Here is a 22,273-nt window from a genome sequence, read left to right as displayed (position 1 = left end):
TCAGGCGGGTTCGCGGGGTGTGCCGCGAAGCGTTCAGCGGGCGGTGGCGCCGTCGTGGACGGCGACCGGGGGCAGGAAACCGGACCGGGCCGCCCACCCCAGGGCCGCGGACCACCACCGGGGGGTGGGGGCCGCGAAGCGCACACCGGCGCGGTCGAGCACGGACACGGTGCGCGAGCTGTCCACGACGACGTTGCGCTCCTCCAGCTGCGACCACGCCGACGCCAGACGGATCTCGGTCGGGTGGTCGGGCTCGGCGCGGGCCAGCGCGGCGGCGAACGCCTCGTCACCGGTCAGCGCGACCGGGTAGCCGTGCCGGGCGAGCCACGCCACGAGTTCGTCGTGGGGGACCTGGTGGGGCGACTCGACGTGGTAGGCGCCGGGCGCGGCGCACGGGTGCGTGGCGATCGCCGCGATCCCCGCCGCCACCGTGTCCACGTGGGAGAAGACGAAGGAGGTGGACGGGCGCCTGGGCGCCGCCCCGGCCAGGACGTAGCCGCGCACGAGCTGGTAGACCCGGTTGTCCGAGACGTTGCTCTGGAACGCCCCGGTGCGGCTGTGCGCGGCGATGTGGCCGCTGCGGTGGACGTAGCACTGGCGGCCCGAGGCGGCCCAGGAGCGGACGATCTCCTCGGCCGCGAACTTGGTCCTCTCGTAGGGGGTGCGAAAGCTCTGCCCGATGTGCAGGTCGGCCTCGCTGAAGCGGCGCGCGGGCCCCTCGACGCCGCCGCACACGGCCAGGGTCGACAGGTGGTGCAGGCGCGCCCCGGGGACCTCGGCGTCGATCCAGGACACCAGGGTGCGGACCGCGGCCGCGTTGACGCGTTCGAGTTCGTCCGGCGGGGCCACCAGGCGCACGTCCGCCGCCGCGTGGACGACGGCGTGGACCCCTCTGACACGGCGGAGCCCCTCCCCGGACAGGCCCAGGCCCTCCCGGGTGACGTCTCCGGCCACGGCCTCGACGCCGCCCGTCCCGGCGCCGACCCGCCGGGCGGCGTCGGCGTCGCCGTCGGCGCGCACCAGGCAGGTGACCTGCGCCCCCCGCTCCAGGAGCGCGCCGAGCAGGTGCGTGCCCAGGTAGCCGGTGGCCCCGGTGAGCAGGACCCGCACGGGCTCGCGGAGCACCCGCACGGCCGCGCCGTCGCGGGGAGCCCCGTGGAGCATCGGCTGCCCCGAGGTCGACACCGGCGACCTGGTGTGCGCCGGGGGCCGGGCCCGGGCCTCTGCCGCGACGCGGCGGCCGAAGCCGGAGAGGACGCCCGCCGCGTCCTCGTGGGCCAGGTCGGGCCAGGCGTACACCAGGTCGGCCACCAGCCTGCCCTCGACGACGCGGGCGGTGAGCCGGAGGAGCTGGAGCGGGTCGCCCCCGGCGCAGCGTGCGTTCCCGGCCTGTTCGGGGGCAACGGTCCAGCCCAGGGAGGGGTCCCCGGGCGGCCGGAACGCCCCCAGGAAGTTGAACCCCGCCCCGGGCCTGGGGCCGGGGGCGTCCATCGGCAGCTCGGGCGCCTCGCGCAGGAGGTGCCGGACCGCACGCGCCCGCCGGGCCGGGTCGCCGTCGGCGCGGTCGAGCCCGACCCGCTTCGCGGCGGTGAACCAGCCGACGGTGTCCATGTAGGCGTGCCCCGCGTCGCTGGTGTCGCGCCCGTGCGTCTCCACCTCCACCTCCAGCCGGGTGCGCCCGCCGCGGTCCAGGACGGCGTCGGCGAAGGCCGCCAGCAGGAACGCCTCCAGGTCCTGGCCGTGCCCGTGGCGGTGCGCGAGCCGGTCCGTGGCCGCCGCGTCCAGGCTCCAGACCAGGGCCGTCGGCCGTGCCGGATCGGGCGCTGCCCCGCCCGGGGACGGGTGGTCGGCGGCCCCGGGCGCGCGCGGGGCCAGGGCCGCCCACCGGTAGAAGTCGGCCGTGGGGGGAAGGGCCTCCTCCTCCCCGGAGAGCGCCGCCCGGTAGGCGTGCGCGAGGTCGTCCAGCAGGATCCGCCAGGAGAGGCCGTCCACGGTCAGGTGGTGGGCGATCACCGCGAGCCGGTCCCCGCCGTCGGGGTGGCCGGTGAACAGGTGCGCGCGCAGCAGGAGCCCGGAGGCCGGGTCCAGGCCCCGGTGCAGTTCGGTGCACACGCCGCCGACCACCCCCGCGGCGCGGCCGGGCTCCCCGGGCAGCCGTGAGAAGGACACCGCGGGCAGGTCCTTCGCGGGCCGGGGCCGCCCGGGGCCGCCCGGGCCCACGGGGGTGCGCAGGGCCGGGTGCCGCTCCAGGACGGCCCGCACGGCCGCGGACAGGGCCGGGGCGTCCACGGGCGCCGCGCAGCGCAGCAGGACGGACTGGTTCCAGTGGCGCGTGTCGGACACGGGCTGCCGCAGCAGCCAGCGCTGGGCGGGGGCCAGCGCCCGGGCGTGCTCCCGGTGCGGTGCGCGTTCGGCCGGGTCCCCCGCGCCGGGGCGGACGGCCGAGGCCAGGAGTTCGGGTGTGGGGTGGCGGTAGAAGTCCTCGAAGGCCACGCGCAGCCCCGCCCGGCGCAGGAACGCCACCGTGCGCATGGCCAGGAGGGAGTCCCCGCCGAGTTCGAGCACGTCGGCGCCCGGGCCGACGGAGGCCAGTCCGAGCGCGCCCGCCCACAGTTCGGCGATGGCCCGGACCAGTGGCCCCGCGTCCGGGCCCGGCCCGTCGGGGGCCGCGCGGCGGGCCCGCTCCTCCAGGGCCGCGTCCACGGCCTCGGCCAGGCGCGCGCGGTCGAGCTTGCCGTTGGGCCCGGTGGGGAACGCGTCCAGGGCGACCACGGGCTGGGGCACGGCGTACCCGGGCAGCCGCTCGCGCAGGTGGGCGCGCAGCGCGTCGAGCAGCTCCGCCTCCTCACGGGCGCCGTCCGGGCGCACGGCGGCCACCAGGGCGGTGCCCGCGGGCGTCTCCCGCGTCAGCACGGCGGAGCGCCCCACCCCCGGGAAGCCCTCGATGACCCGCTCGACCCCCACCGGGTCCACCCGGTACCCCCGCACCTTGACCTCGCGGTCGGTGCGGCCGACGAAGACCAGGTCGCCGTCCGGGCGGCGGCGGCACACGTCGCCGGTCCGGTACATCCGTTCCCCGCCCCGGCGGACGAAGCGGCGCGCGGTCTCCTCGGGGCGGCCGAAGTAGCCCGCCGTGACCCCGGGGCCGCCGATGAGGAGTTCGCCCTCGGCCCCGTCGGGGACCTGCTGTCCGGCGGAGTCCAGCAGGCGCAGCCGCGTCCCGCCGATCGGGGTGCCGATGGGGACCGTCGGCTCGTCGCCGGGCAGGTCGGCGCGTGAGCGGGCGACGAGGCAGGTGGCGCCGATGGTCGTCTCGGTCGGCCCGTAGTGGTTGACCACGCGGTGCGCGACACCGCCCTCCAGCAGGTCCGAGGCCAGGGACCGGGGCAGCGCCTCGCCTCCCAGGAGCAGGGTGTGCAGCGGCTCCTGAGCGGGGGGACGCTCCTCCATCAGGGCCGCCATGTGGGACGGGGTCGTCTTGAGCACCGAGACCCGGGCCCCGCGCAGGGAGTCCCACAGGGCCCGCGGGTCGCGGGCGGCGCGGTCGGGGACGACGTGCACCCGGCCCCCGGTGGCCAGGGCGAGCAGCCAGGAGGTGTGGCCCAGGTCCGCCGCCAGGGTGGTCACGTGCGCGAACACCGGCGCGTCGGCGCGGGTGAGGCCGAGGCGGTCGCGCAGCGCCAGCGCGTAGTGCGCCGCGTTGGCGTGGGTGACCGTGACGGCCTTGGGCCGCCCGCTCGAACCCGAGGTGAAGGAGAGGTAGGCCGGGTCGCGGGTCCGGGCCGGGGCGCGGCGGGGTGCGGGGGCGGCCGGGGCCCCGGGGTCCAGCACCTCGGTGCCGCGCTCACCGGGAGCACGCGTGTCCGGGTCGGCGGTGAGCGCGTGGGCTACCCCGACCTCGTCCAGCCGCGCGGCGACGTCGGCGGCGCTCCACTCCGCGTCGACCACGACCGCGGCCGCGCCCGAGCGCAGGACCCCGTGCAGGAGCGCGCACAGCCGTGCGTCGCGCGGCCCGAGCAGGGCCACCCGGTCGCCGCGGCCCAGACCCCGTGCGGCCAGAGCGGCGGCGATCCGGTCGGCGGCGGCGTCGAGGTCGCGGTAGCTGAGGGAGCGCACGCCGTCGGTCAGCGCCGTACGGAGCGGGTGCGCCTGACTCCCCTCCGTGAGCATGTCGGACAGTGTGGGGGTGGGTCGCAACACGTGCGTCATCGTCTCCGCTCCGTCTCCGCTGTCTGGTTCGCGCGGCCCCGTGGCGGGGCGTCCGTCACCGCCGGGTCCGGCCGGGGGACCGGCTCCGGAGCCTCATACCGGGGTGTAGTCGGTGAAGTGCCGCGGTGAGAACAGCTCCGGCCATCCGCCCCGGTCCAGGCCGAGTTCGCGGGCGCGGGTGAGCATGTGCCGCCAGTAGGGCTTGACCGGGCGCCACCGGGCGCCGGTCTGGCAGTAGGAGGCGTCGACGAAGTAGCGGGGGCGTCCGGTCGTCCGCCGGGCGGGCCTGCGCGCGTGGAACAGCGCCGAGTTGAGCAGGACGGTCGAGCCGGGCGGGAGACGGTCCAGGACGGCCTCGCCCGGCAGCTCCGAGGTGCCCAGGTGGGCGCGGGCGGTCTTGTCCGCCTCCTCGCGGTGGGACCCGGGCAGGACGGCCAGGCTGCCCATGCTCTCGTCCAGGCCCACGGGGTAGTGCAGGGCGTGCACCATGACCAGGTCCGTGTCCCCGCGGTCGTTGGGCTCGTTGTCGTGGTGCCAGGGCTTGCCCCCGGTGTCCGGATCGTGCCTGGCGCTGTGCAGGTGGTGGAAGACGAAGGGCGCCCCCAGCAGCTCCGCGATCACCTCCAGCAGCGGGCCGTGGGCGAGGAGTTCGCCGTGGGCGGGCAGCTCCAGCTCCAGGGCCGGGCGGGGGTCGCCCCCGTCCGGGTCGAGGCAGGCGGCTATCGAGCGGTCGCGCAGCCCCTCGTCCACCCAGCGGTCCACCTCGGGAAGGAGCCGGTGGAGGAGGTTCTCGGGCAGCAAGCCGGGGAGGACGAGGTATCCCGACTCGGCGAAGCGCTCTCGTCGCTCGGCCGCGGACACGTCCTGGGACAACGCATGCGTCAAAGTGTCACCCCTGATTCGCGCTTCGGTGGTGGACGACTGCCGGATCGTCGTGGGGATCGCCGTGCCGGTCCCGTTTCGGGGGCGCGGGGATGGGAGGGCGTTCTCTTTTCCCGCCGACCGGGCGCTGGGGGAATGGCGTGGTGTTTCCGCGGGAGGGCTGTGGTCCGTGTTCCGTGGTCCGACTGCATCAATTTGGCATCCGTTCCGTTCCGTGTCAAGAAGGTCGGAAAAGAATCCCATGGGGGAGGCGCGAACACGTGCGCACGCGAGGGTCGTGGGAGGCGGGAGAGTGTGCGTCGGTGCTGCTCACAGCGTTTTGCGGGTGCTGTTGACTTCTGTTGGTGCTGGTGTGGAACGCAGCGCCAAAATAGATATTTGTCCCCTTTCTCCCTTCTGGGTTGTGAGGGAAAAGGGGAGATATCCGGGTCTCGGCGAAGCCGGGGAGGTCGGGGCGTCGGGGAGAACGATTTCCCTCGGCGGTAGTGCCGCCGTCAGGCGTGTGCGCCCATGTGTGTTCTGTGTGAATGGGGATTGCGTATTTCCTCGTTGTCCCCTTGTGTGCGAAGTGCGCGGTGAGAACGAATCTCCTCGGCGGGGTCCGTATCCGGGAAGTGCGTGTTCCGGACACGGCGTCGGCCCCGCCCCCGCGTCGCGCGGGGACGGGGCCGCAGGGTCCGACCGGGGCCTCAGTCGTCCGGGGTGTCCAGGGCGCGCTCCAGGACGTCGCGCACGGTGGCGCCCAGCAGCTCCACCTTGTACCCGGTAGCGGGCAGCGGCGAGCACAGGTCGGCCAGGCCCTCCAGGGCCTCGGCCACGCCCCCGTCCAGTGCCAGGCCCGCACGCGCGCCCACCAGGGCGGCCTCCACCTCCGGCAGCCGCAGCGGTGTGCGGGCCACCCCGCCCACGGCCACCGCCGCCGAGGTCACCGCGCCCCCGTCCGTCAGGGCCAGGCGCACCACCGCCTCCACCAGCGGCCACTCCGCGCGCGAGCGCCCGGTGGCACGGCGGTAGGCGTACCGTTCACCCGGGGTCGGGACCGGCAGCCCGACCGACACCAGCACCCGGCCCGGTTCCAGCACGTGGTCGCGGGTCGGGTCGGCGGCGTCGTAGAGGTCGGCCACCGCCATCTCGGTCCGCTCCCCGCCCGCCACGAGCACCGACGCGTCGTGGGCCAGCAGCGCCACCGCCAGCGAGGACGGGTGCGGGGCCGCGCACGGGCCCCGGTCCACGACCACCCCGTACAGGTGGTCGCCCCCGCGCGCCGGGCAGGAGTCCCCGCCCGTCTGGAAGCAGTCGAAGGCCGGGTTGCGCAGGTACCAGCACCGGTTGCGCTGGAGCAGGTTGCCGCCCAGCGTCGCGGCGTTGCGCACCTGCGGCGTGGCCAGCGCCCGCGCCGTGGCCGCCAGCGCCGGATAGGCCGCGGCCAGCGCGGGGTCCGCGGACAGCTCGGCGACGCCGGTCAGCGCGCCCACCCGGGCCGACCCGTCGGGGCGCCACTCCACGCCGCGCAGCTCGCGCACCCCGGTCAGGTCGACCACGGGCGCGGGCTCCAGGACCCCCGAGGCCAGGCACGCCGTCAGGTCGGTGCCCCCGGCGCGCGGGCGGGCGCCCGTGCCCTCCAGCCGGGTCAGGGCCTCCTCCAGCCCCGCGGGGCGTGTGGTCGCGGTCATCGCAGTCCCTCCAGCAGTCGGTCCGGGCGGATGGGCAGGTCCAGGGGGCGCCAGCCGGTGGCGTCGTGCACGGCGTTGGCCACGGATGCGGCCACGCCCACCAGCGAGATCTCGCCCAAGCCGACCCCCGCGCCCGCGGCGTGCTCGAAGCCCTCCTGGTGGAAGTGCACCTCGGTCTCGGGGACGTCACCCAGCCCCGGGAGCCGGTAGTCCTCCAGGTTGTCGGTGAGCACCACCCCGGTGACCGGGTCGTGGCGGCGCTCCTCGAAGAGCGCGTACCCCACGCCCTGCGCCACGGCGCCCTCGGCCTGGTTGCGGGCCAGCCGCTCGGCGTACACGCGGCCCACGGCCAGACCCGCCCAGCAGCGGGTGGGGCGCACCCGGCCCAGCAGGGTGTCCACCTCCACCTCCATCACGTGCACGGCGCCGGTCATGCCCCGGCCCACGGCCAGGTCGTCCATGTTCGGGGTGAGCGCGCCCCGGCGGTCCCGGCCGCGCTCACCGACCACCCGCACCCCCTCGGCGGCGGCCAGGGCGTCCTTGAGGGTGTGCTCGGGGATCGGCCCCGAGGCGGGAACCCCCGGCTCGCGTTCGCGCAGCTCGGCGCGGAGCCGGTCGGCGGCGTCGGCCGCGGCGGGGCCCATCGAGGTGGTGGTGCGGCTGCCGAAGGAACCGGTGCCGTGCACCGAGGAACTGTCGCCGATCTCCACGCGCACGTCGGCGGCGGACATCCCCAGCCGCTCGGCGACCACCTCGCCCAGGACCGTGCGGATACCGGTGCCGATGTCCTGGGTGGCCGAGCGCACCACCACCGCGCCGTCGCGGACCGACAGCTCGACCTTCGCGCTCGGGCCCATGAGGTAGAGCCAGTTGGAGGCGGCGACGCCGACCCCGCGCCGGAACCGGCCGGTGCGCGGTCCGCGCGGGCGCCCGCGCCACAGGTCCAGGGCGGCGGCCCGGTCGTACAGCGCCCGGCGCTTGGGGTTGCCGTCCCAGCGGCGGCGCAGGGCCAGGGGGTCCTCGCCCAGCCGGTGGGCCATCGTGTCCACGGCCTGCTCCATGGCCCAGGACATCGGGGCGCCGCCGGGGGCGCGCATGGGCAGGCCCGGCGGGCGGTGGGTGACCACGTCGAAGTCGCGGGCCCGGCGCGGTGAGCGCCCGTACATCAACAGCCCGAAGACGGCGGTGGTGGAGCCCACCGAGACGCCGCCGTCGCCGTGGGAGTCCACGGTCAGCGCCGCCAGGTCCCCGGAGTCGTCGGCCAGCAGCGCCACCCGGGTGCGGGTTCCGGGGCGGTGCCCGGCGTCGGTGAGCTCCTCGGCGCGGTCGAAGGACACGCGCACCGGAGCGTGGGCCAGCCGGGCCAGCTCGGTCGCGGCGACCATGTCGACCGACAGGCCGGCCTTGGCGCCGAAGCCGCCGCCGACGTACTCGCTGAGCACGTGCACCCTCTCCGGCGCCAGCTCCCAGCGCTCGGCGGCCTTCTGGGCGATCTTGGACACCGCCTGGGTGGACGCGCGCAGGGTCAGCGAGCCGTCGCGGTCCCAGGAGGCCACGCACACGTGGGGTTCCAGCGGGCTGTGCACCTGCACGGCGGTGGTGTACTCCTGGGCCACCAGGCGCGGATCCCGGCGTTCGGCGGCCGTGCGCAGGCGCCGCACCGCGGTGGCGCCTCGCCAGCCCACGGTGGTGGGTCCGCGCGTGTTGCCGTCCCAGCGGCCCGGGAGACTGGGGCCCTCGGCGCTGGAGGGGGCGGCCTGGCGCTCGGCGCGCGTGGGGTAGACCCGCGGGGCGTCCTCCGCGCGCGCCTCCTCGACACCGAGCACGGCGGGCAGGGGTTCGTAGTCCACCCGCACGGCCCGGGCGGCGGCGCGGGCCAGGGCCGCGGTCGGCGCGGCCACCGCGGCGACGGGCTGTCCCACGTAGCGCACCGTGCGCTCCCCGCCCAGCAGGTCGACGAAGACCGGGTGCGGGTCCGCGGTCTGCCCGGGCCCGGGGCGGCGGGCGGCCGCGCTCCGCGCCCCGCCGGGGTCGACGGCGCGCACCCGCGCGTGGGCGTGGGCCGAGCGCACGATCACCCCCTCCCAGGTGCCCTCGGGGGCCAGGTCGGCGCTGAAGCGGGCCCGACCGGTGACCTTGGCCAGGGCGTCCGCGCGCGGCGGCGCCTGCTCGGGCTCGGTGTCGAACTCGCCCGCGCAGGCGGCGTCCACGGCGGCGAAGATCCCCTCGTAGGCGCCGCAGCGGCACAGGTGCCCGGCCAGGGCGTCGGCCACGCGGTCGCGGCCGGGGCGGACGTCGCCGTGCTCGGCGCGCCAGGAGTCGACGAAGGCGGAGGCCTCCACCACGAACCCGGGCGTGCAGTAGCCGCACTGCATACCGTCGTGGGCGGCGAAGGCGCGCTGGACGGGGTGGTCGCCGCCCAGGCCCTCCACGGTGGTGACCTCGCGGTCCTCCAGAAGGTCGGCGGGCAGCAGGCACGAGGCGGTGGGCGCGCCCTCCACCAGGACGGTGCAGGCGCCGCAGACCCCGGTGCCGCAGGCGATCTTGGTGCCGGTCAGGCCGAGGCGGTCGCGGATGTGCTCGGCCGCCGTGGTGTCGGGGGAGTCGGGGGCGGGAGAGGAGACGCCGTTGACTCGAACGTTCATGGGGTGGCTTCCCTCGATACGAAGTTGACATTGTCAACTTAGGGGCGCCGCCGACCGCTGTCAACGAGGTGCCGCGCCCCCTACACCCGCCACTTCCGCCCCGAACGGCTCCGTGGCTGCTCCGGGCACGCGCGGCCCCGACCGGTCCGCGGCGAAAAAGGGGGGAGGCCGGGCCGCCCTCTCAGCGGCCCGGCCTCCCCCCTGAGGGGATCCGGCTCAAAGCCCCAACGCGTGCATGGAGAAGTGGAACGCGAACACGGCCGAGAGCACCCACATCAGCCAGCCCACGTCGCGCACGCGCCCCTGGGCCGACCTGACCAGCGTGTAGGAGATGATCCCGATGCCGATCCCGCTGGCGATGTCGAAGGTGAACGGCATCATCGCGATGGTCAGGAAGGCCGGGATCGCCACGGCGATGTCCGACCAGTCGATCTCCCTGATGTGCATCATCATCATGGCTCCCACCAGCACCATCGCCACCGCCGCGGCCTGCGCCGGGACCACACCGAACACCGGGGCCAGGAAGATCGCCGCGAGGAAGAACAGCCCCGTCACCACGCTCGCCAGACCGGTCCGGGCCCCCTCGCTCACCCCAGCCGTGGACTCCACGAACACCAGCGTCGCCGAGGAGCTGGTCAGCCCTCCGGCCACGGCGCCCGCGCCGTCCGTCACCAGGATCTGGTTGACCCGGGGCATGTGCCCGCCCGCATCGGCGATGTCGGCCTTGGTGCCGATGGCCAGGATGGTGCCCAGGGCGTCGAAGAACCCGGCCAGCACCAGGGTGAACAGGATGACGCCCGCCGTGGTCGCACCGGCCGAGGTCCACGCGCCGAACATGTCCACCCGCAACAGCAGGCCGAAGTCGGGGACCGCGAACGGGTTGCCGGGCAGCTCGGGGCTGGCCCGGCCCCAGTCCCCGGCCTCCAGGCCCGCCGCGTAGTGCACGACGATCGCCAGGACCGTCGCGCCGACGATGCCGTAGAAGATCGCGCCGGGCACCCCGCGCACCAGCAGGACGCTGGCCAGCACCAGGCCGCACACGAAGACCAGGATCGGCCACCCGTCGAGGTGGCCCCCGGCCCCGGCCGCGCCGATCTGGAGCAGGCCGCCGCCCTCCCCGGCGCTGACGAAGCCCGCGTTGTCCAGCCCGATGAGGGCCACGAACAGGCCGATGCCCACGCCGATGGCCATCTTGAGGTCGTGCGGCAGCGCGTTCATCACCGCGGTCCGCACACCGGTCACCACCATGAGGATGATGGCGACGCCCTGCCACACGACCAGGCCCATCACCTCGGGCCAGGCCATCACGGGCGCGGCCTGGTAGGCCACGACCGCCATCACCCCCAGGGCCGCGGCGCAGGCGATCGGCGCCCGGCCGACCACCCCCATCATGATCGTGACCAGCCCGGCGGACAGGGCGGTCATGGTGGTCAGCTGGCCCGCGGACAGGACGTCGCCGTTCACGTCGGAGACGCCGCTGAGGATGATCGGGTTCAGGACGATGATGTAGGCCATCGCCATGAAGGTGGTCAGTCCGCCGCGGACCTCGCGCCCGAAGGTGGATCCGCGCTCGCTGACGAAGAAGAAGCGGTCGAGCCAGGATCGAGCCGTGGGCTTCCGGGCCCCCGAATGCGGGCCGGAGTCCTTGAGTCGGGTCATGTCCCCTCCTGGAGGGAGATGAGCATGGCGGTCATTGCCATGTGTAGGGGGGTTGTCACTCTTGGTGTTCAACTGAGGGTGTGCGCAGGACGGCACTGTCCCGCTGTTGGGCACCCGCCCCGGTGTCGGGGCGCCGACGAGGCCGGGGCGGGCGGTTCATGGGGGGCGGCGCGGCGGGGGACCGCGCCGCCGGTCGCGGCTACAGGTCGATGCCCACGATGTCCTCCGGACGCACCGGAGCGTGGGTCAGGGCCCTGCCGGTGGCCGCGCGCACCGCGGCCACCACGGCCGGGGTCGAGGACAGCGTCGGCGGCTCACCGGCGCCGCGCAGCCCGTAGGGCGCGTGCGGATCGGGGCGCTCCAGCACGTCGATCCGCATCGGCGGCGTGTCCAGGATGGTGGGGATGAGGTAGTCGGTGAACGAGGGGTTGAGGATCTTCCCGTCCCTGACCTGCACCTCCTCCATCAGCGCCAGGCCCAGACCCTGCGTGGAGCCGCCCTGGATCTGCCCGGCCAGCTGCTGGGGGTGCAGCACCCGGCCCACGTCCTGCACCGCGTCGAGCGCGACCACCTTCACCAAGCCCAGCTCCACGTCCACGTCCACCACGGCCCGGTGCACGCACATCCCGAACTGGTTGTGCGAGGAGCCCTGGCCCAGCTTGGGGTCGAGCATCTCGGTGGGCCGGTGGTGGTACTCGCGGGTGTGCTCGACCACCGTGCCACCGCGCGCCGACTCCCCCAGCAGGTCCGCCAGGGACACCAGCGCGCCGACCGTGGCCGACACCAGCTTGCCCCCGTCCAGGGACAAATCGGTGTCGGGCAGCGCCTCGGGCACGATCCCGCGCTCGCGGGCCAGCGCGAACACCTCGGCGCGCACCGACACGCACGCGGTCATCACCGCGCCGCCGGTCATGTACGACTGCCGCGAGGCCGAGGAGGAGCCGGCCGAACCGACCTGGGTGTCGGCGGGGGCGATGACCACCTTCTCCACGCCCAGCTCGGTCCGGGCGATCTGCCCCTTGACCGTCACCAGACCCTGGCCGACCTCGGCCGCCGCCGTGTGCACCAGCACCACCGGCTCACCGCCCACGACCTCCAGCCGCACCCGCGCGGTGGAGTAGTCGTCGAACCCCTCCGAGAAGCACAGGTTCTTCAGCCCCAGGCCGTAGCCCACACCGCGCACCACGCCCTCGCCGCGCGTGGTGCCCGCCACCCCGCCCGGCAGGGTGCGCTGGTCGGCGGGGTCGGCCAGCGCGTCGCGTTCGGGCGGCATCGGCAGGGCGCGGCAGCGCTCCAGCATCTCCGCCATCGGCAGCGGCATGTCGATCTCCTGGCCCGTGATGATCCGCGAGCCCTGCGACATGGCGTTCCTGATCCGCAGGTCCACCGGGTGCATGCCCAGCTCCTCGGCGAGCCGGTCCATCTGCGACTCGTAGGCGAAGCAGGCCTGCACCGCGCCGAACCCGCGCATCGCGCCGCACGGCGGGTTGTTGGTGTACACCCCGTAGGCGTCCACCAGCACGTTCTCCACCTCATAGGGGCCGATGCCCAGGGAGGAGGCCACGCCCACCACCGCGGGGGTCGCCGACGCGTACGCGCCGCCGTCCACGATGATCTCCGCCGTGGCGTAGAGCAGCGTGCCGTCCGCGCGCGCCCCGTGCTCGTAGCGCATCCTGGCCGGGTGCCGGTGCACGTGCCCGTAGAAGGACTCCTCGCGGTTGTACACGAACTTGACCGGCCTGCCCGTGCGCAGCGCCAGCAGGGCCGCGTGGATCTGCATCGACAGGTCCTCGCGGGCGCCGAAGGCCCCGCCCACCCCGGCCAGGGTCAGGCGCACCTTGTCCTCGGGCAGCCCCAGCGCCGGGGCGATCTGGCGCTGGTCCACGTGCAGCCACTGCGTGGCCACGTACAGATCCACCCCGCCGTCCTCGGCCGGGACGGCCATGCCCGACTCCGGGCCCAGGAAGGCCTGGTCCTGCATGCCGACCTCGTACTCGGAGGACACCACCGCGTGGGCCTCGGCGCGCAGCCGCTCCAGAACCTCGCCCTCGCGCCCGACCGAGCCCGCCACCGCGGCGAACGCGCCCGTGCGCACCGGCTGGTAGCGCAGCCGGTTGCCGCGCGGGTTGTACTCGGGGTGGTCGGGGACCGTGCCCGGCTCGTGCACCGGCGGGCAGTCGGGGTCCAGCGCGGCCCGCCTGGAGTCGCTGATCGGCTCCAGCACCGCGTAGTCCACGCGGACGCGCTCCATCGCCCGCCGGGCGGTCTCGGGGTGGTCGGCGGCCACGATCGCCACCGCCTCGCCCTTGTAGCGCACCTTGCCGAAGGCCAGCACCGGCTGGTCCTGGTACTCCAGCCCGTAGCGCTTGTTCCCGGGCACGTCCTCGTGGGTGAGCACCGCGTGCACCCCGGGCACCTTCAGCGCCTCGGTGACGTCGATGCCGCGGATCTCGGCGTGCGGGTGGGGGCTGCGCAGGGTCGCCCCCCACAGCATGTCCTCCATCCACATGTCCGAGGAGTAGGCGAACTCGCCGGTGACCTTCAGGGTTCCGTCGGGGCGGCGCGGGCTGGAGCCCACCCCGTCCCTGGTCGTGCTGCTCAGGTCCGTCACGGTACGGGTCGTCGCCGCCATCAGCGGCTCACCTCCTGTGTCAGGGCGCGGTGCGCCGCACGGCCGCGCGCGGCGGCGGTCTCGGCGGACAGGGTGCGCAGCTCACCGCGGTCGACGACGGTGTTCCCGCCGACCCAGAGCCGCTCCAGGGGCGGGGTGGGACCGAAGACGGCCGCCACCACCGGGTCCCCGATCACGTCGTAGCCGAACCCGTCCACCCGCCACAGGGCGATGTCGGCCAGTTTGCCCACCGCCAGGGAGCCCAGTTCGGCGTCGCGGCCCAGCACCCGGGCGCCGCCCAGGGTGGCCATCTCCAGCGCCTGGCGGGCGCTGAGCGCCGTGGGGCCCCTGCGGGCGCGGGCCATCAGCAGCGCCTGGTGCATCTCACCTGCCAGCGGCGTCAGCTCGCTGGAGGCCGGGCCGTCCACGCCCAGGCCCACGGGCACGCCCGCCTCCAGCAGTTCGGGGACCCGGCAGATCCCCGCGCCCAGGCGGGCGTTGGAGGTGGGGCAGTGCGCCACCCCGGTGCCCGTGGACGCCATCCGCTTGATCGCCGCGTCCGACAGGTGCACGGCGTGCGCGAACCACACGTCCGGGCCCAGCCAGCCGAGCTTCTCGGCGTACTCCACGGGGGTGCACCCGAACTCCTCCAGGCACTGCTGCTCCTCGTCGAGCGTCTCGGCCAGGTGGGTGTGCAGCCGCACCCCCCGGTCCCGGGCCAGCTCCGCGCTCTCCACCATCAGCGCGCGCGAGACCGAGAACGGCGAGCACGGGGCCACCGCCACCCGCGTCATCGCGTCGGGCGCGGTGTCGTGGTAGGTGTCGACGGCCTCGGCGGTGCCCGCCAGGGCCTGCTCCAGCGACTCCACCACGGCGTCCGGCGGCAGCCCGCCCTGGCTCTGCCCCCGGTCCATCGACCCGCGGGCCAGGTCCAGGCGCACGCCCACCTCGCGGGCGGCCTCCACCTCGGCGGCCACGATGTCGCCGCGGCCCGAGGGGTGGACGTAGTGGTGGTCGGAGGCGGTCGTGCACCCCGACAGCGCCAGGTGGGCCAGACCGGCCGAGGTCGTCCCCGACACCACGTCGGCGTCCAAGCGGCCCCAGATCTCGTAGGAGCCCACCAGCCACTCGAAGAGCGTGCCGTCGGCGAACAACCCCTGCGTCGCCCACTGGTAGAGGTGGTTGTGCGTGTTGACCAGGCCCGGCGTGACCAGGCACCCGCGCCCGTCCACGCGCTGAAGCCCCTCGGCCCCGGGGGCCGGTCCCGCGCCCACCGCCCAGATACGACCCGCGCGCACCACCACGTGGCCGTCGGCGTACTCCGCGCCGTCCACGGTCACCACGTGGGCGCCCTCGATGACGAAGCCCTCCGCCGCGTTCACGAACCGCTCCCGACCCGCCGCGAGGCGGCCAGGCGCACCGCGTCGAGGATCTTCTCGTACCCGGTGCACCGGCACAGGTTGCCCGCCAGCGCCTCACGGATCTCGGCGTCCTCCGGCGCGGGCAGCCCCGCGCCCACCGTGCGCTCCAGCAGGTCGTCGGTCTGCACCAGCAGGCCCGGCGTGCAGAACCCGCACTGCACCGCGCCCGCCTCCACGAAGGCGTCCTGCACCGAGCCCAGTTCGCGCTCGGCCCCCTCGCCCTCGGACAGGCCCTCCACGGTGCGCACCTCGCGCCCCTGCGCCTGCCCGGCGGCGATCATGCACGAACACGCCGTCACACCGTCGAAGTAGACCGTGCACGAGCCGCACTCGCCCTGCTCGCAGGCGTTCTTGCTGCCCGGCAGCCCCAGCCGCTCGCGCAGTACGTACAGCAGGCTCTCGCCCGCCCACACGTCGTCGGCGGTGACGTCCTCGCCGTTGACCCTGAAACTCACGCGCATCGCGTGGCTCCCTTCCGGTAGTCGGTGACCGACCAGCTCAGTGCGCGGCGCGCCATCACCGACAGCGCGTGCCTGCGGTACTCGGCGCTGCCCCGCTGGTCGTCGATGGGGCGGGCGGCCGCGGCCACCAGCGCGCCGAACTCGCGCACGACCGGCTCCGCGAGCGGGCGGCCGTCCTCCCAGTCGAACTCCGCCGCCAGGAACTTCTCGGCGGCCTCCGCGCGCAGCGGCGTGGGGCCGGCCGAGCCCACACCCGTCCCCACGGCCCTGCGCCCGGTGTCCAGGGCCAGGGAGAAGGAGGTCACCGCGATGACCATCGCGTTGCGCGTGCCGATCTTGGCGAACTGCTGCGGGCCGGTCGGCTCGGGCAGCAGCACCGCCGTGATCAGTTCGTCGGCCTGCCGCGCGGTGGTGCGCAGCGACAGGTAGAACTCGCGGGCGGGCACCCGGCGCCTGCCCCGCACCGACGCCAGTTCGATGACCGCGTCGGTGGCCAGCAGGGGCGGGTGGGCCTCCCCGGCCGGGGAGGCGCCGCCCAGGTTGCCGCCCACGGTGCCGCGGTTGCGGATCTGCGGGGAGGCCACCGAGCGCGAGGCCCTGGCCAGGGCCGGGGCCCGCTCCGACAGGTGCTCGATCACCTTGGTGTAGGGCACGCCCGCGCCCAGGCGGGTGTGCCCCCCGTCCGGTCCGAACTCGGCCAGTTCCGGGATCCGGGTCAGGTCGATCAGGGCGGGCGGGCGCCTCTTGTCGAAGTTGAGCTCCACCATCACGTCGGTGCCGCCCATGATGGGCACCGCCTCGGGCTGGGCGCTCTTCGCCTCAAGGGCCTCCTCCAGTGTGGAGGGGCTCAGGAACTCCATGCTCGGTCCTCTTGTCGCCATGGTCGTGCCGCCGCTCGCTCGCGGCCCGGCGCGGTCTGTCGGTCGCGTCTTCCCTGGTGGGTCTCGCCGATGCTGTGAAGTACACCACTGGGAGCGCGGCCACTACCAGCAAGTGATGACATGAAGTGTCCGCGGAACGAACGGTTATCGTTGGGCGTTTCCTACAAGTGGCGTCACCGGAGTAACATCCACCGCCTCACCACCCGGGGCGCCCGCCGCCCACACGAGCGACAGAGGGACGTTCATGCGGATCAGCGAGCTGCTCGCGGTCACACGGCTGCACCTGAGATTCCTGTCGGGGGCCGAGCACGCGCACCGCACCCTGCGGTGGGCCTACACCACCGACCTGCTCGAACCCGCCCGCTACCTGCGCGGCGGCGAGTTCGTCCTCACCGGGATGATGTGGCGCACCCGCCCCGAGGACTCGCGCACCTTCGTGGCCTCCGTCGCGGGGGCCGGGGCGGTCGCCGTCGGCGCCGGGACCGCCCTGGGCGAGGTCCCCGCCGACCTGGTCGAGGCCTGCCGCGACCACGACCTGCCCCTGGTGGAGGTGCCCCCGGAGACCTCCTTCGGCGCGGTCACCGAGGAGGTGCTGCGCTCCCTGACCCGGCACCGCTTCACCACCATCGCCGAGACCCGCGACCGCCACCGCCGCCTCATGGCCGACGTCGCCGCCGGGGCCGACTTCCCCCGGGCCTTCGCCGAAGCCGCCGCGCAGACCGGGCGGGCCGCCTGGGTCCTGTCCTGCACCGGCCGCCACATCGCCGCCTCCGGCGGGCCCCTGCCCGAGGACGAGCGCGAGTGGATCGCCGCCCGCGCCCTGGCCGGCCCCACCCTGCCGCACACCGTCCGCACCCCCGGGCGGGAGGACCGCGCCCTCACGCTCCTGCCCGTCCAGGCCCGCGAGTCCCACCCCCTGGCCGCCTGGCTGGTGGTCTGCGAGGGCGACCACACCTCCTGGACCGAGGAGGAGCACGAGTCGGTGGCCGAACTCGTCTCCATCGCCGGGCTCGCCCGCAGCCGCGCCGAGGAGCGCGCCCTGACCGACGCCCGCCACCTGGAGGGGCTGCCCCGGCTGCTGGCCGCCCAGCGCTTCGACGAGGTCACCGAACTCCTGCGCGGCACCGACCCGACCGGCGGCCGGGGCAGCCACGTCGTGGTCAGCGCCGTCATGCTGCCCGAGCCCCGCGTGCCCGACCTGGCCCGGCGCGTGCTCTCCGAACTGGTCGCCGACCGTCCCGGCGCCGTCGTCACCGGCGAGGAGGACGCCCTGGCCGTCGTCCCGGTGGCCGGGACCGAGGTCCGCGCCCGTGCCGAGGAGGTCCGCGCCGCGCTGCTGCACCGCGCCCGCGTCCTGGAGGGCGGCCTGCTCGACCACCGGCTGGCCATCGGCCTCAGTTCGGCCGTGCGGGGCGTGCCCGACCTGCGCGGCGCCGCCGTGGAGGCCCGCCACGCCCGCCGCCTGGCCGAGCTGCGCGGGGGCCGGTCCCGGGTGATCGCCGGGGCCGAGATCGACTCCCACGAACTGCTGCTGGCCTCGGTTCCGGAAGAGGTGCAGTCCTCCTACCGCGAGCGGCTGCTGGGCCCGCTGCTGGCCTACGACCGCGACCACCGCTCGGAGCTGGTGCGGACCCTGGAGCAGTTCCTGGCCCACTCGGGTTCCTGGCAGCGCTGCGCCGCCACGATGCACGTGCACGTCAACACGCTGCGGTACCGGATCGGCCGCGTGGAGGAGTTGACCGGGCGGGACCTGAGCAGCCTGGAGCACCGGGTGGACCTGTTCCTGGCACTCAAGCTCCGGGACTGACCCGGCCGGGGGAGGGGGCGCGGGTGGGGGAGAGGGGCCGCGGGGCGGGGGAACGGTCGCGCCGGGCGGCTCGCGTCGTGGGGCGGGCACGCCGGAGCACGCGTGTCGCCGGTCACCGCTAGGGTGCTGGCGATGAGTACCGACCTCCTTCTCCCCGAGACCACCGACGCCGATCTGAACGGCGCCGACCTGCGCGACCAGCTGTCCCGGCCCCTGGACGCGCCGCGCGTGTTCACCCGCTGTGACCTGACCGAGGCGGACCTGCGCGACGCCGACCTGGTCGACGCCGTCTTCCTCGACTGCCGCCTGGACGGGGTCCGCCTGGAGCGGGCCGTCCTGGAGGGCGCGGTGTTCACCGGCGGCAGCGCCTCGGGGGCGGTGTTCTCGCACGCCGAGTGCACCGAGACCAGGTTCGAGCGGGTGGACCTGGCCAACACCCGCTGGCAGGGCGCCCTGCTCACCGACACCGCCTTCACCGGCTGCCGGATGACCGGGGCCGCGCTGAACTCGCTGCGGGGGATCGGCTACACCTTCGCGCACTGCAACCTCATGCTGGCCCGCTGCAAGGGCCTGGTGCTGCGCGGGCAGACCCTGGAGGGGCTGCGCATGGACGAGGCCGACCTGGCCAGCGCGGACCTGCGCGAGACGGTGTGGACGGACTCGCGGCTGCGGGGCGCCAACCTGGTCAACGTGAAGCTGGCGGGGGCCGACCTGCGCGGGGCCGATCTGGGGGAGCCCGCCCTGGAGCAGGCCGGGTACCTGCGGGGGGCCAGCATCAGCCCGGTGCAGGCGGGCGCCATCCTGGCCGCCCTGGGCATCACCGTCATGGAGTAGACGCCGTCTGCGTGGATCCACTTCTTTGAATCTACGTCGTAAAGGTGTCTGTCCTTAACAGTTTTCTCCCGAGGGGGAGAAAACAAGAACGACAATCAGAGATTGCAGTACAACCTGCGCAGGGCCAGCGCCACCTGGAGGCGCAGCCGGCCCGACACCTCGTGCACGGGCCAGCCCAGCAGGCGTTCGGCCCGCCCCACGCTCTCCTGGAGGGTGGAATGGTGCTGACCCTGCGCCCGGGCCGCCGCCCGCAGGCTGGGGGAGGAGGCCACCGCGTCCAGGGCCGCCAGCAGCGGCGGCGCCTCGCGTGCCACCCGTTCCAGTGCCGCGACGTCCGGCACCGGTTCGCCGCCGGGCCGCACGGTGTCGGCCAGAAGAAGCAGCCCGCCCAGCTCCTCGGCGAACACCACGCGCGGGCCCGGGTCGGCGCCGGTGCCCCGGGCGGTGAAGCGCAGCGCCCGGCGGGCGTCGTGCCAGGAGGAGGGCAGGGCCAGCGCCTCCACTACCGGTCCCACCCCCGCCTGTCGCGCGCCCGGGGGATCGTCGGGGGCCAGGACGCGTACACCGCCGCCGTGGTCGGCCACCGCGCGGGCCCGGGCCCCCGGGGCGAGCCCGTATCGGCGGGCGGCCAGGACGCGCTGTTCCTCGGACAGGTCGGCGTCGACCAGGGCCCGGGCCAGCGCGGTGCGACCGCTGGCCGCGTCCGGGGCGGGTTCGAGCCGGGTGCGCAGGGCGGCGGCCGCGCGTTCGAGGACCATCGCCTCCACCGGGCCGGGGGTGGCAGTGGCGCGTTCCAGCCACAGCACGCCGTCACCGACCCGGGTCGAGCACCAGGAGGGGTCGGGGCCGGCGGCGGTGCGCCTGACCTGTCCGGCGGGGTCGGCCCTCAGTGCGGGGCCGCGTCCGGGGCGGGTGAACCCGGCGGGGACGCCGGTGAGGACGGCGGCGCCGCGGATGACGGGTTCGATTCCGGCTCCGGTGAGTTCGTCGAAGTAGGCGATCACCTTGACGGCGGCGCCCGCTTCGGGGTCCAGTGCGGAGATCCTGCCCAGGAGCTCTCTCATGCCTTCATGGTGCCCCGGGTTCAGGCTCCGGTGATCCGGCGCAGCCAGGGCAGGCGTTGGGCGTGGGCGCTGCGGCTGAGGGCGGCGTGGGGGGCGATGCCGTCGAAGCCGTGGAAGCCGCCGGGCCACACGTGCAGTTCGGCTGATCCGCCCGCCTGCCAGATGCGGGAGGCGTAGTCGACGACCTCGTCGCGGAAGGTCTCGGCGGAGCCCACGTCCAGGAAGGCGGGAGGCAGGCCGGACAGGTCCTCGGCGCGGGCTGGTGCGGCGTAGGGGGAGACGTCGGGGCCGCCGGCGCGGGGGCCGATCAGGGCGGTCCAGCCGGTGGCGTTGGAGGTGCGGTCCCATACGCCGGTTCCGGCCATCTGGTGGGAGGAGGCGGTGTCGTTGCGGTCGTCGAGCATGGGGCACAGGAGCAGCTGTCCCTGGAGGGCGGGGCCGCCGCGGTCGCGGGCGAGGAGGGTGGTGGCGGCGGCGAGCCCGCCGCCGGCGCTGCCTCCGCCGATGACGATGCGGGTGGGGTCCAGGCCGAGGTCGGTGGCGTTGTCGGTGATCCAGGTCAGGCCGGCGTAGCAGTCCTCGACGGGGGTGGGGTGGGGGTGTTCGGGGGCGAGGCGGTAGTCGACCGAGATGAGGGCGAGGTCGAGTTCGTGTGCGGTTTGGAGGAGGCCGGGGATCTCGGTGCCGCGGTGGGAGCCCATGATCATGCCGCCCCCGTGGATCCAGTAGAGGGCGCCGACGGGGGTGGTGGTGTGGGTGGGGTGCCAGTGGATGAGGGGGATGGGGGTGTGGTCGTGGCTGGGGGCGTGGTGTGGGGTTTCGGTGTAGGCGGGGTGGAGGGTGGTGTCGGTGGGCAGGAGGCGGGCTCGTCGTCGGCGTAGGGCGGGGATCATGTCGGGGGTGATGGAGGGAGTGATCTCGTCGCCGAGGAGGGTGAGGGCGGCGGCGAGTTCGGGGTCGAGTGCGGGGCGGGGTGGTGTGGTCACGGGTGCCTCCGTTGGTGGTGTGTGGTGCGTCACCATTGTCGGGGGCGGGTGTGGGTGCGGGGCAGTGCCGTGTGGCGGGTGTGTGCCGCCGTACGGCGGGGTGTGCTCTGGTGGGGTCTTGGGTCCGCCCCCGGCCGTCCCGGGGTGTGGGGCGGTCGGGGGCGGCGGTGGTCATGCGCCCAGGGCTTCGGCGATGGTCACCGGTACGCGGGGCAGGGCGGGTTCGCCGTCCTCGAGGGCCCAGACGCATTCCTGGAGGACGCGGATGAGGGTCCAGGCGCGTGCGCGGTCGCGGGGGATGTGGGCTGCCTCGGAGAGCAGGTCCAGGCGGCGGCGGGTCTCCTTGCGTGGGTCTCCGGTGGCGAGGGCTTCGTTCCAGCGGTTGTGCAGGGCGGGGAAGAGGTCGAAGCCGGGGTCTCCGGCGAGGGGTTTGGGGTCGATGGCGAGCCAGGGTTCGCGGTCGGTGCCGGGCAGGGGGGCGAGCACGTTCTGGAAGTGCAGGTCCCAGTGCAGGAGGCGGTCTCCGGCGTGGGGTGCCATTTCGCGGGCGCGGGCGGCGAGTGCGTTGATGCGGTGGCGTTCGTGTGAGGTGCGCAGGCGTGGTGCCAGGTGTTGGGCTCGGGCGGCCATGGTGTGTGTGGCCTCCTGCAGGGTGCGTATGCCCTGTGGTGCCGGGTGTGCGGTGAGGCGGGCCAGGAGGGTGCCGATGGTGGTGAGGGCCTGGTCGATGGGGACGGTGTCGAGTGTGCGTGCGGGGTCGAGGGGTTCGAGGAGCATGGCGCCGGTGTCGGGGTCGTGTCGGAGGAGGCGTACGGCGCCGTCGCCGTTCCAGGTGCGCAGGGCGTCGGGTTCGCCTTCGCTCTCGGCGTCCACGGGTTGGATCTTGAGCACGGCGGGGTCGCCGTGGGGGAGTCGTACGGGGACGACGAGGGCGACCATGCCGTGCATGGGTGTTCCGGTGGGCTGGAGGTTCCAGTGTCGGAGTTGGCGTTGGGTGAGTGCGGGCAGCCCTTGGGTCCACTGGGGTCCGAAGAAGCGGTCCAGTAGGGGTGCGAGGGTGTGGGGGACGCGGATGGGGGGAGTGTCGTCGTGCATGTGGTGTGTCCTTCGTCGTCTTGTGATGGCTGGTGACGAAGGGCG

At 74.9% G+C, this 22,273-nt stretch carries 14 protein-coding genes; 2 read left to right on the top strand and 12 right to left on the bottom strand.

Annotated features, from left to right (window positions below; genetic code table 11):
- Nucleotides 1-33 precede the first annotated feature (33 nt).
- From PV789_RS15625 to PV789_RS15585, 9 genes are all read right to left on the bottom strand, one after another.
- Nucleotides 34-4,209 (bottom strand): non-ribosomal peptide synthetase, encoded by a 4,176-nt coding sequence (locus PV789_RS15625; RefSeq protein WP_274973306.1) that lies wholly within the window; start codon nucleotides 4,207-4,209, stop codon nucleotides 34-36.
- A gap of 93 nt (nucleotides 4,210-4,302) precedes the next feature.
- The gene (locus PV789_RS15620) at nucleotides 4,303-5,082 is read right to left on the bottom strand and encodes a phytanoyl-CoA dioxygenase family protein (RefSeq protein WP_274978152.1); all 780 of its coding nucleotides are present in this window, start codon (nucleotides 5,080-5,082) and stop codon (nucleotides 4,303-4,305) included.
- Between the two features lie 698 nt (nucleotides 5,083-5,780).
- Nucleotides 5,781-6,764: an FAD binding domain-containing protein gene (locus PV789_RS15615; protein WP_274973305.1), complete on the bottom strand. Its 984-nt coding sequence runs from the start codon at nucleotides 6,762-6,764 to the stop codon at nucleotides 5,781-5,783.
- Nucleotides 6,761-9,409: a molybdopterin-dependent oxidoreductase gene (locus PV789_RS15610; protein WP_274973304.1), complete on the bottom strand. Its 2,649-nt coding sequence runs from the start codon at nucleotides 9,407-9,409 to the stop codon at nucleotides 6,761-6,763. The genes PV789_RS15615 and PV789_RS15610 overlap by 4 nt, the downstream gene beginning before the upstream one ends.
- A gap of 216 nt (nucleotides 9,410-9,625) precedes the next feature.
- Entirely contained in the window at nucleotides 9,626-11,068 is a 1,443-nt protein-coding gene (locus tag PV789_RS15605) for an NCS2 family permease (protein WP_274973303.1), read from the bottom strand.
- Between the two features lie 199 nt (nucleotides 11,069-11,267).
- Nucleotides 11,268-13,700, bottom strand: coding sequence for a xanthine dehydrogenase family protein molybdopterin-binding subunit (locus PV789_RS15600; protein ID WP_274973302.1), 2,433 nt, complete (start codon nucleotides 13,698-13,700; stop codon nucleotides 11,268-11,270).
- A complete protein-coding gene (locus PV789_RS15595; RefSeq protein ID WP_274973301.1) occupies nucleotides 13,700-15,061 on the bottom strand; it encodes an 8-oxoguanine deaminase in 1,362 nt (453 codons plus the stop codon). Before PV789_RS15595 ends, PV789_RS15600 begins: the two co-directional genes overlap by 1 nt.
- Complete coding sequence (locus tag PV789_RS15590; RefSeq protein ID WP_274973300.1) at nucleotides 15,058-15,561, bottom strand: (2Fe-2S)-binding protein; 504 nt, start codon at nucleotides 15,559-15,561, stop codon at nucleotides 15,058-15,060. Before PV789_RS15590 ends, PV789_RS15595 begins: the two co-directional genes overlap by 4 nt.
- Entirely contained in the window at nucleotides 15,552-16,421 is an 870-nt protein-coding gene (locus PV789_RS15585; protein ID WP_274973299.1) for an FAD binding domain-containing protein, read from the bottom strand. Before PV789_RS15585 ends, PV789_RS15590 begins: the two co-directional genes overlap by 10 nt.
- Nucleotides 16,422-16,686: 265 nt before the next feature.
- On the opposite strand from PV789_RS15585, the gene PV789_RS15580 reads away from it, so the two are divergent.
- On the top strand, nucleotides 16,687-18,249 hold the full coding sequence (locus tag PV789_RS15580) for a PucR family transcriptional regulator (RefSeq protein WP_274973298.1): 1,563 nt from the start codon (nucleotides 16,687-16,689) through the stop codon (nucleotides 18,247-18,249).
- Nucleotides 18,250-18,381: 132 nt separating this feature from the next.
- The gene (locus PV789_RS15575) at nucleotides 18,382-19,083 is read left to right on the top strand and encodes a pentapeptide repeat-containing protein (RefSeq protein ID WP_274973297.1); all 702 of its coding nucleotides are present in this window, start codon (nucleotides 18,382-18,384) and stop codon (nucleotides 19,081-19,083) included.
- A gap of 95 nt (nucleotides 19,084-19,178) precedes the next feature.
- On the opposite strand, the gene PV789_RS15570 is transcribed toward PV789_RS15575, so the two are convergent.
- The 3 genes from PV789_RS15570 to PV789_RS15560 form a co-directional block, all read right to left on the bottom strand.
- Nucleotides 19,179-20,147 (bottom strand): helix-turn-helix domain-containing protein, encoded by a 969-nt coding sequence (locus PV789_RS15570; protein ID WP_274973296.1) that lies wholly within the window; start codon nucleotides 20,145-20,147, stop codon nucleotides 19,179-19,181.
- A 20-nt stretch (nucleotides 20,148-20,167) separates the two neighbouring features.
- A complete protein-coding gene (locus tag PV789_RS15565; RefSeq protein ID WP_274973295.1) occupies nucleotides 20,168-21,133 on the bottom strand; it encodes an alpha/beta hydrolase in 966 nt (321 codons plus the stop codon).
- 171 nt (nucleotides 21,134-21,304) lie between these two features.
- Nucleotides 21,305-22,228 (bottom strand): aminoglycoside phosphotransferase family protein, encoded by a 924-nt coding sequence (locus PV789_RS15560; protein WP_274973294.1) that lies wholly within the window; start codon nucleotides 22,226-22,228, stop codon nucleotides 21,305-21,307.
- Nucleotides 22,229-22,273: the final 45 nt, after the last annotated feature.

Source organism: Nocardiopsis camelliae (assembly GCF_028993595.1).
GTDB classification, from domain to species: Bacteria; Actinomycetota; Actinomycetes; order Streptosporangiales; family Streptosporangiaceae; genus Nocardiopsis; species Nocardiopsis dassonvillei.
Note: the sequence above shows the minus strand (reverse complement) of the source record. Positions and strands in the feature narration are given on the sequence as shown.

Bases quoted from the DNA above. Each gene is read 5' to 3' on its own strand.
- PV789_RS15625 (WP_274973306.1), bottom strand. From the start codon at position 4,209: ATGACGCACGTGTTGCGACCCACCCCCACACTGTCCGACATGCTCACG.
- PV789_RS15610 (WP_274973304.1), bottom strand. From the start codon at position 9,409: ATGAACGTTCGAGTCAACGGCGTCTCCTCTCCCGCCCCCGACTCCCCC.
- PV789_RS15615 (WP_274973305.1), bottom strand. From the start codon at position 6,764: ATGACCGCGACCACACGCCCCGCGGGGCTGGAGGAGGCCCTGACCCGG.
- PV789_RS15580 (WP_274973298.1), top strand. From the start codon at position 16,687: ATGCGGATCAGCGAGCTGCTCGCGGTCACACGGCTGCACCTGAGATTC.
- PV789_RS15605 (WP_274973303.1), bottom strand. From the start codon at position 11,068: ATGACCCGACTCAAGGACTCCGGCCCGCATTCGGGGGCCCGGAAGCCC.
- PV789_RS15575 (WP_274973297.1), top strand. From the start codon at position 18,382: ATGAGTACCGACCTCCTTCTCCCCGAGACCACCGACGCCGATCTGAAC.
- PV789_RS15590 (WP_274973300.1), bottom strand. From the start codon at position 15,561: ATGCGCGTGAGTTTCAGGGTCAACGGCGAGGACGTCACCGCCGACGAC.
- PV789_RS15600 (WP_274973302.1), bottom strand. From the start codon at position 13,700: ATGGCGGCGACGACCCGTACCGTGACGGACCTGAGCAGCACGACCAGG.
- PV789_RS15560 (WP_274973294.1), bottom strand. From the start codon at position 22,228: ATGCACGACGACACTCCCCCCATCCGCGTCCCCCACACCCTCGCACCC.
- PV789_RS15585 (WP_274973299.1), bottom strand. From the start codon at position 16,421: ATGGAGTTCCTGAGCCCCTCCACACTGGAGGAGGCCCTTGAGGCGAAG.
- PV789_RS15570 (WP_274973296.1), bottom strand. From the start codon at position 20,147: ATGAGAGAGCTCCTGGGCAGGATCTCCGCACTGGACCCCGAAGCGGGC.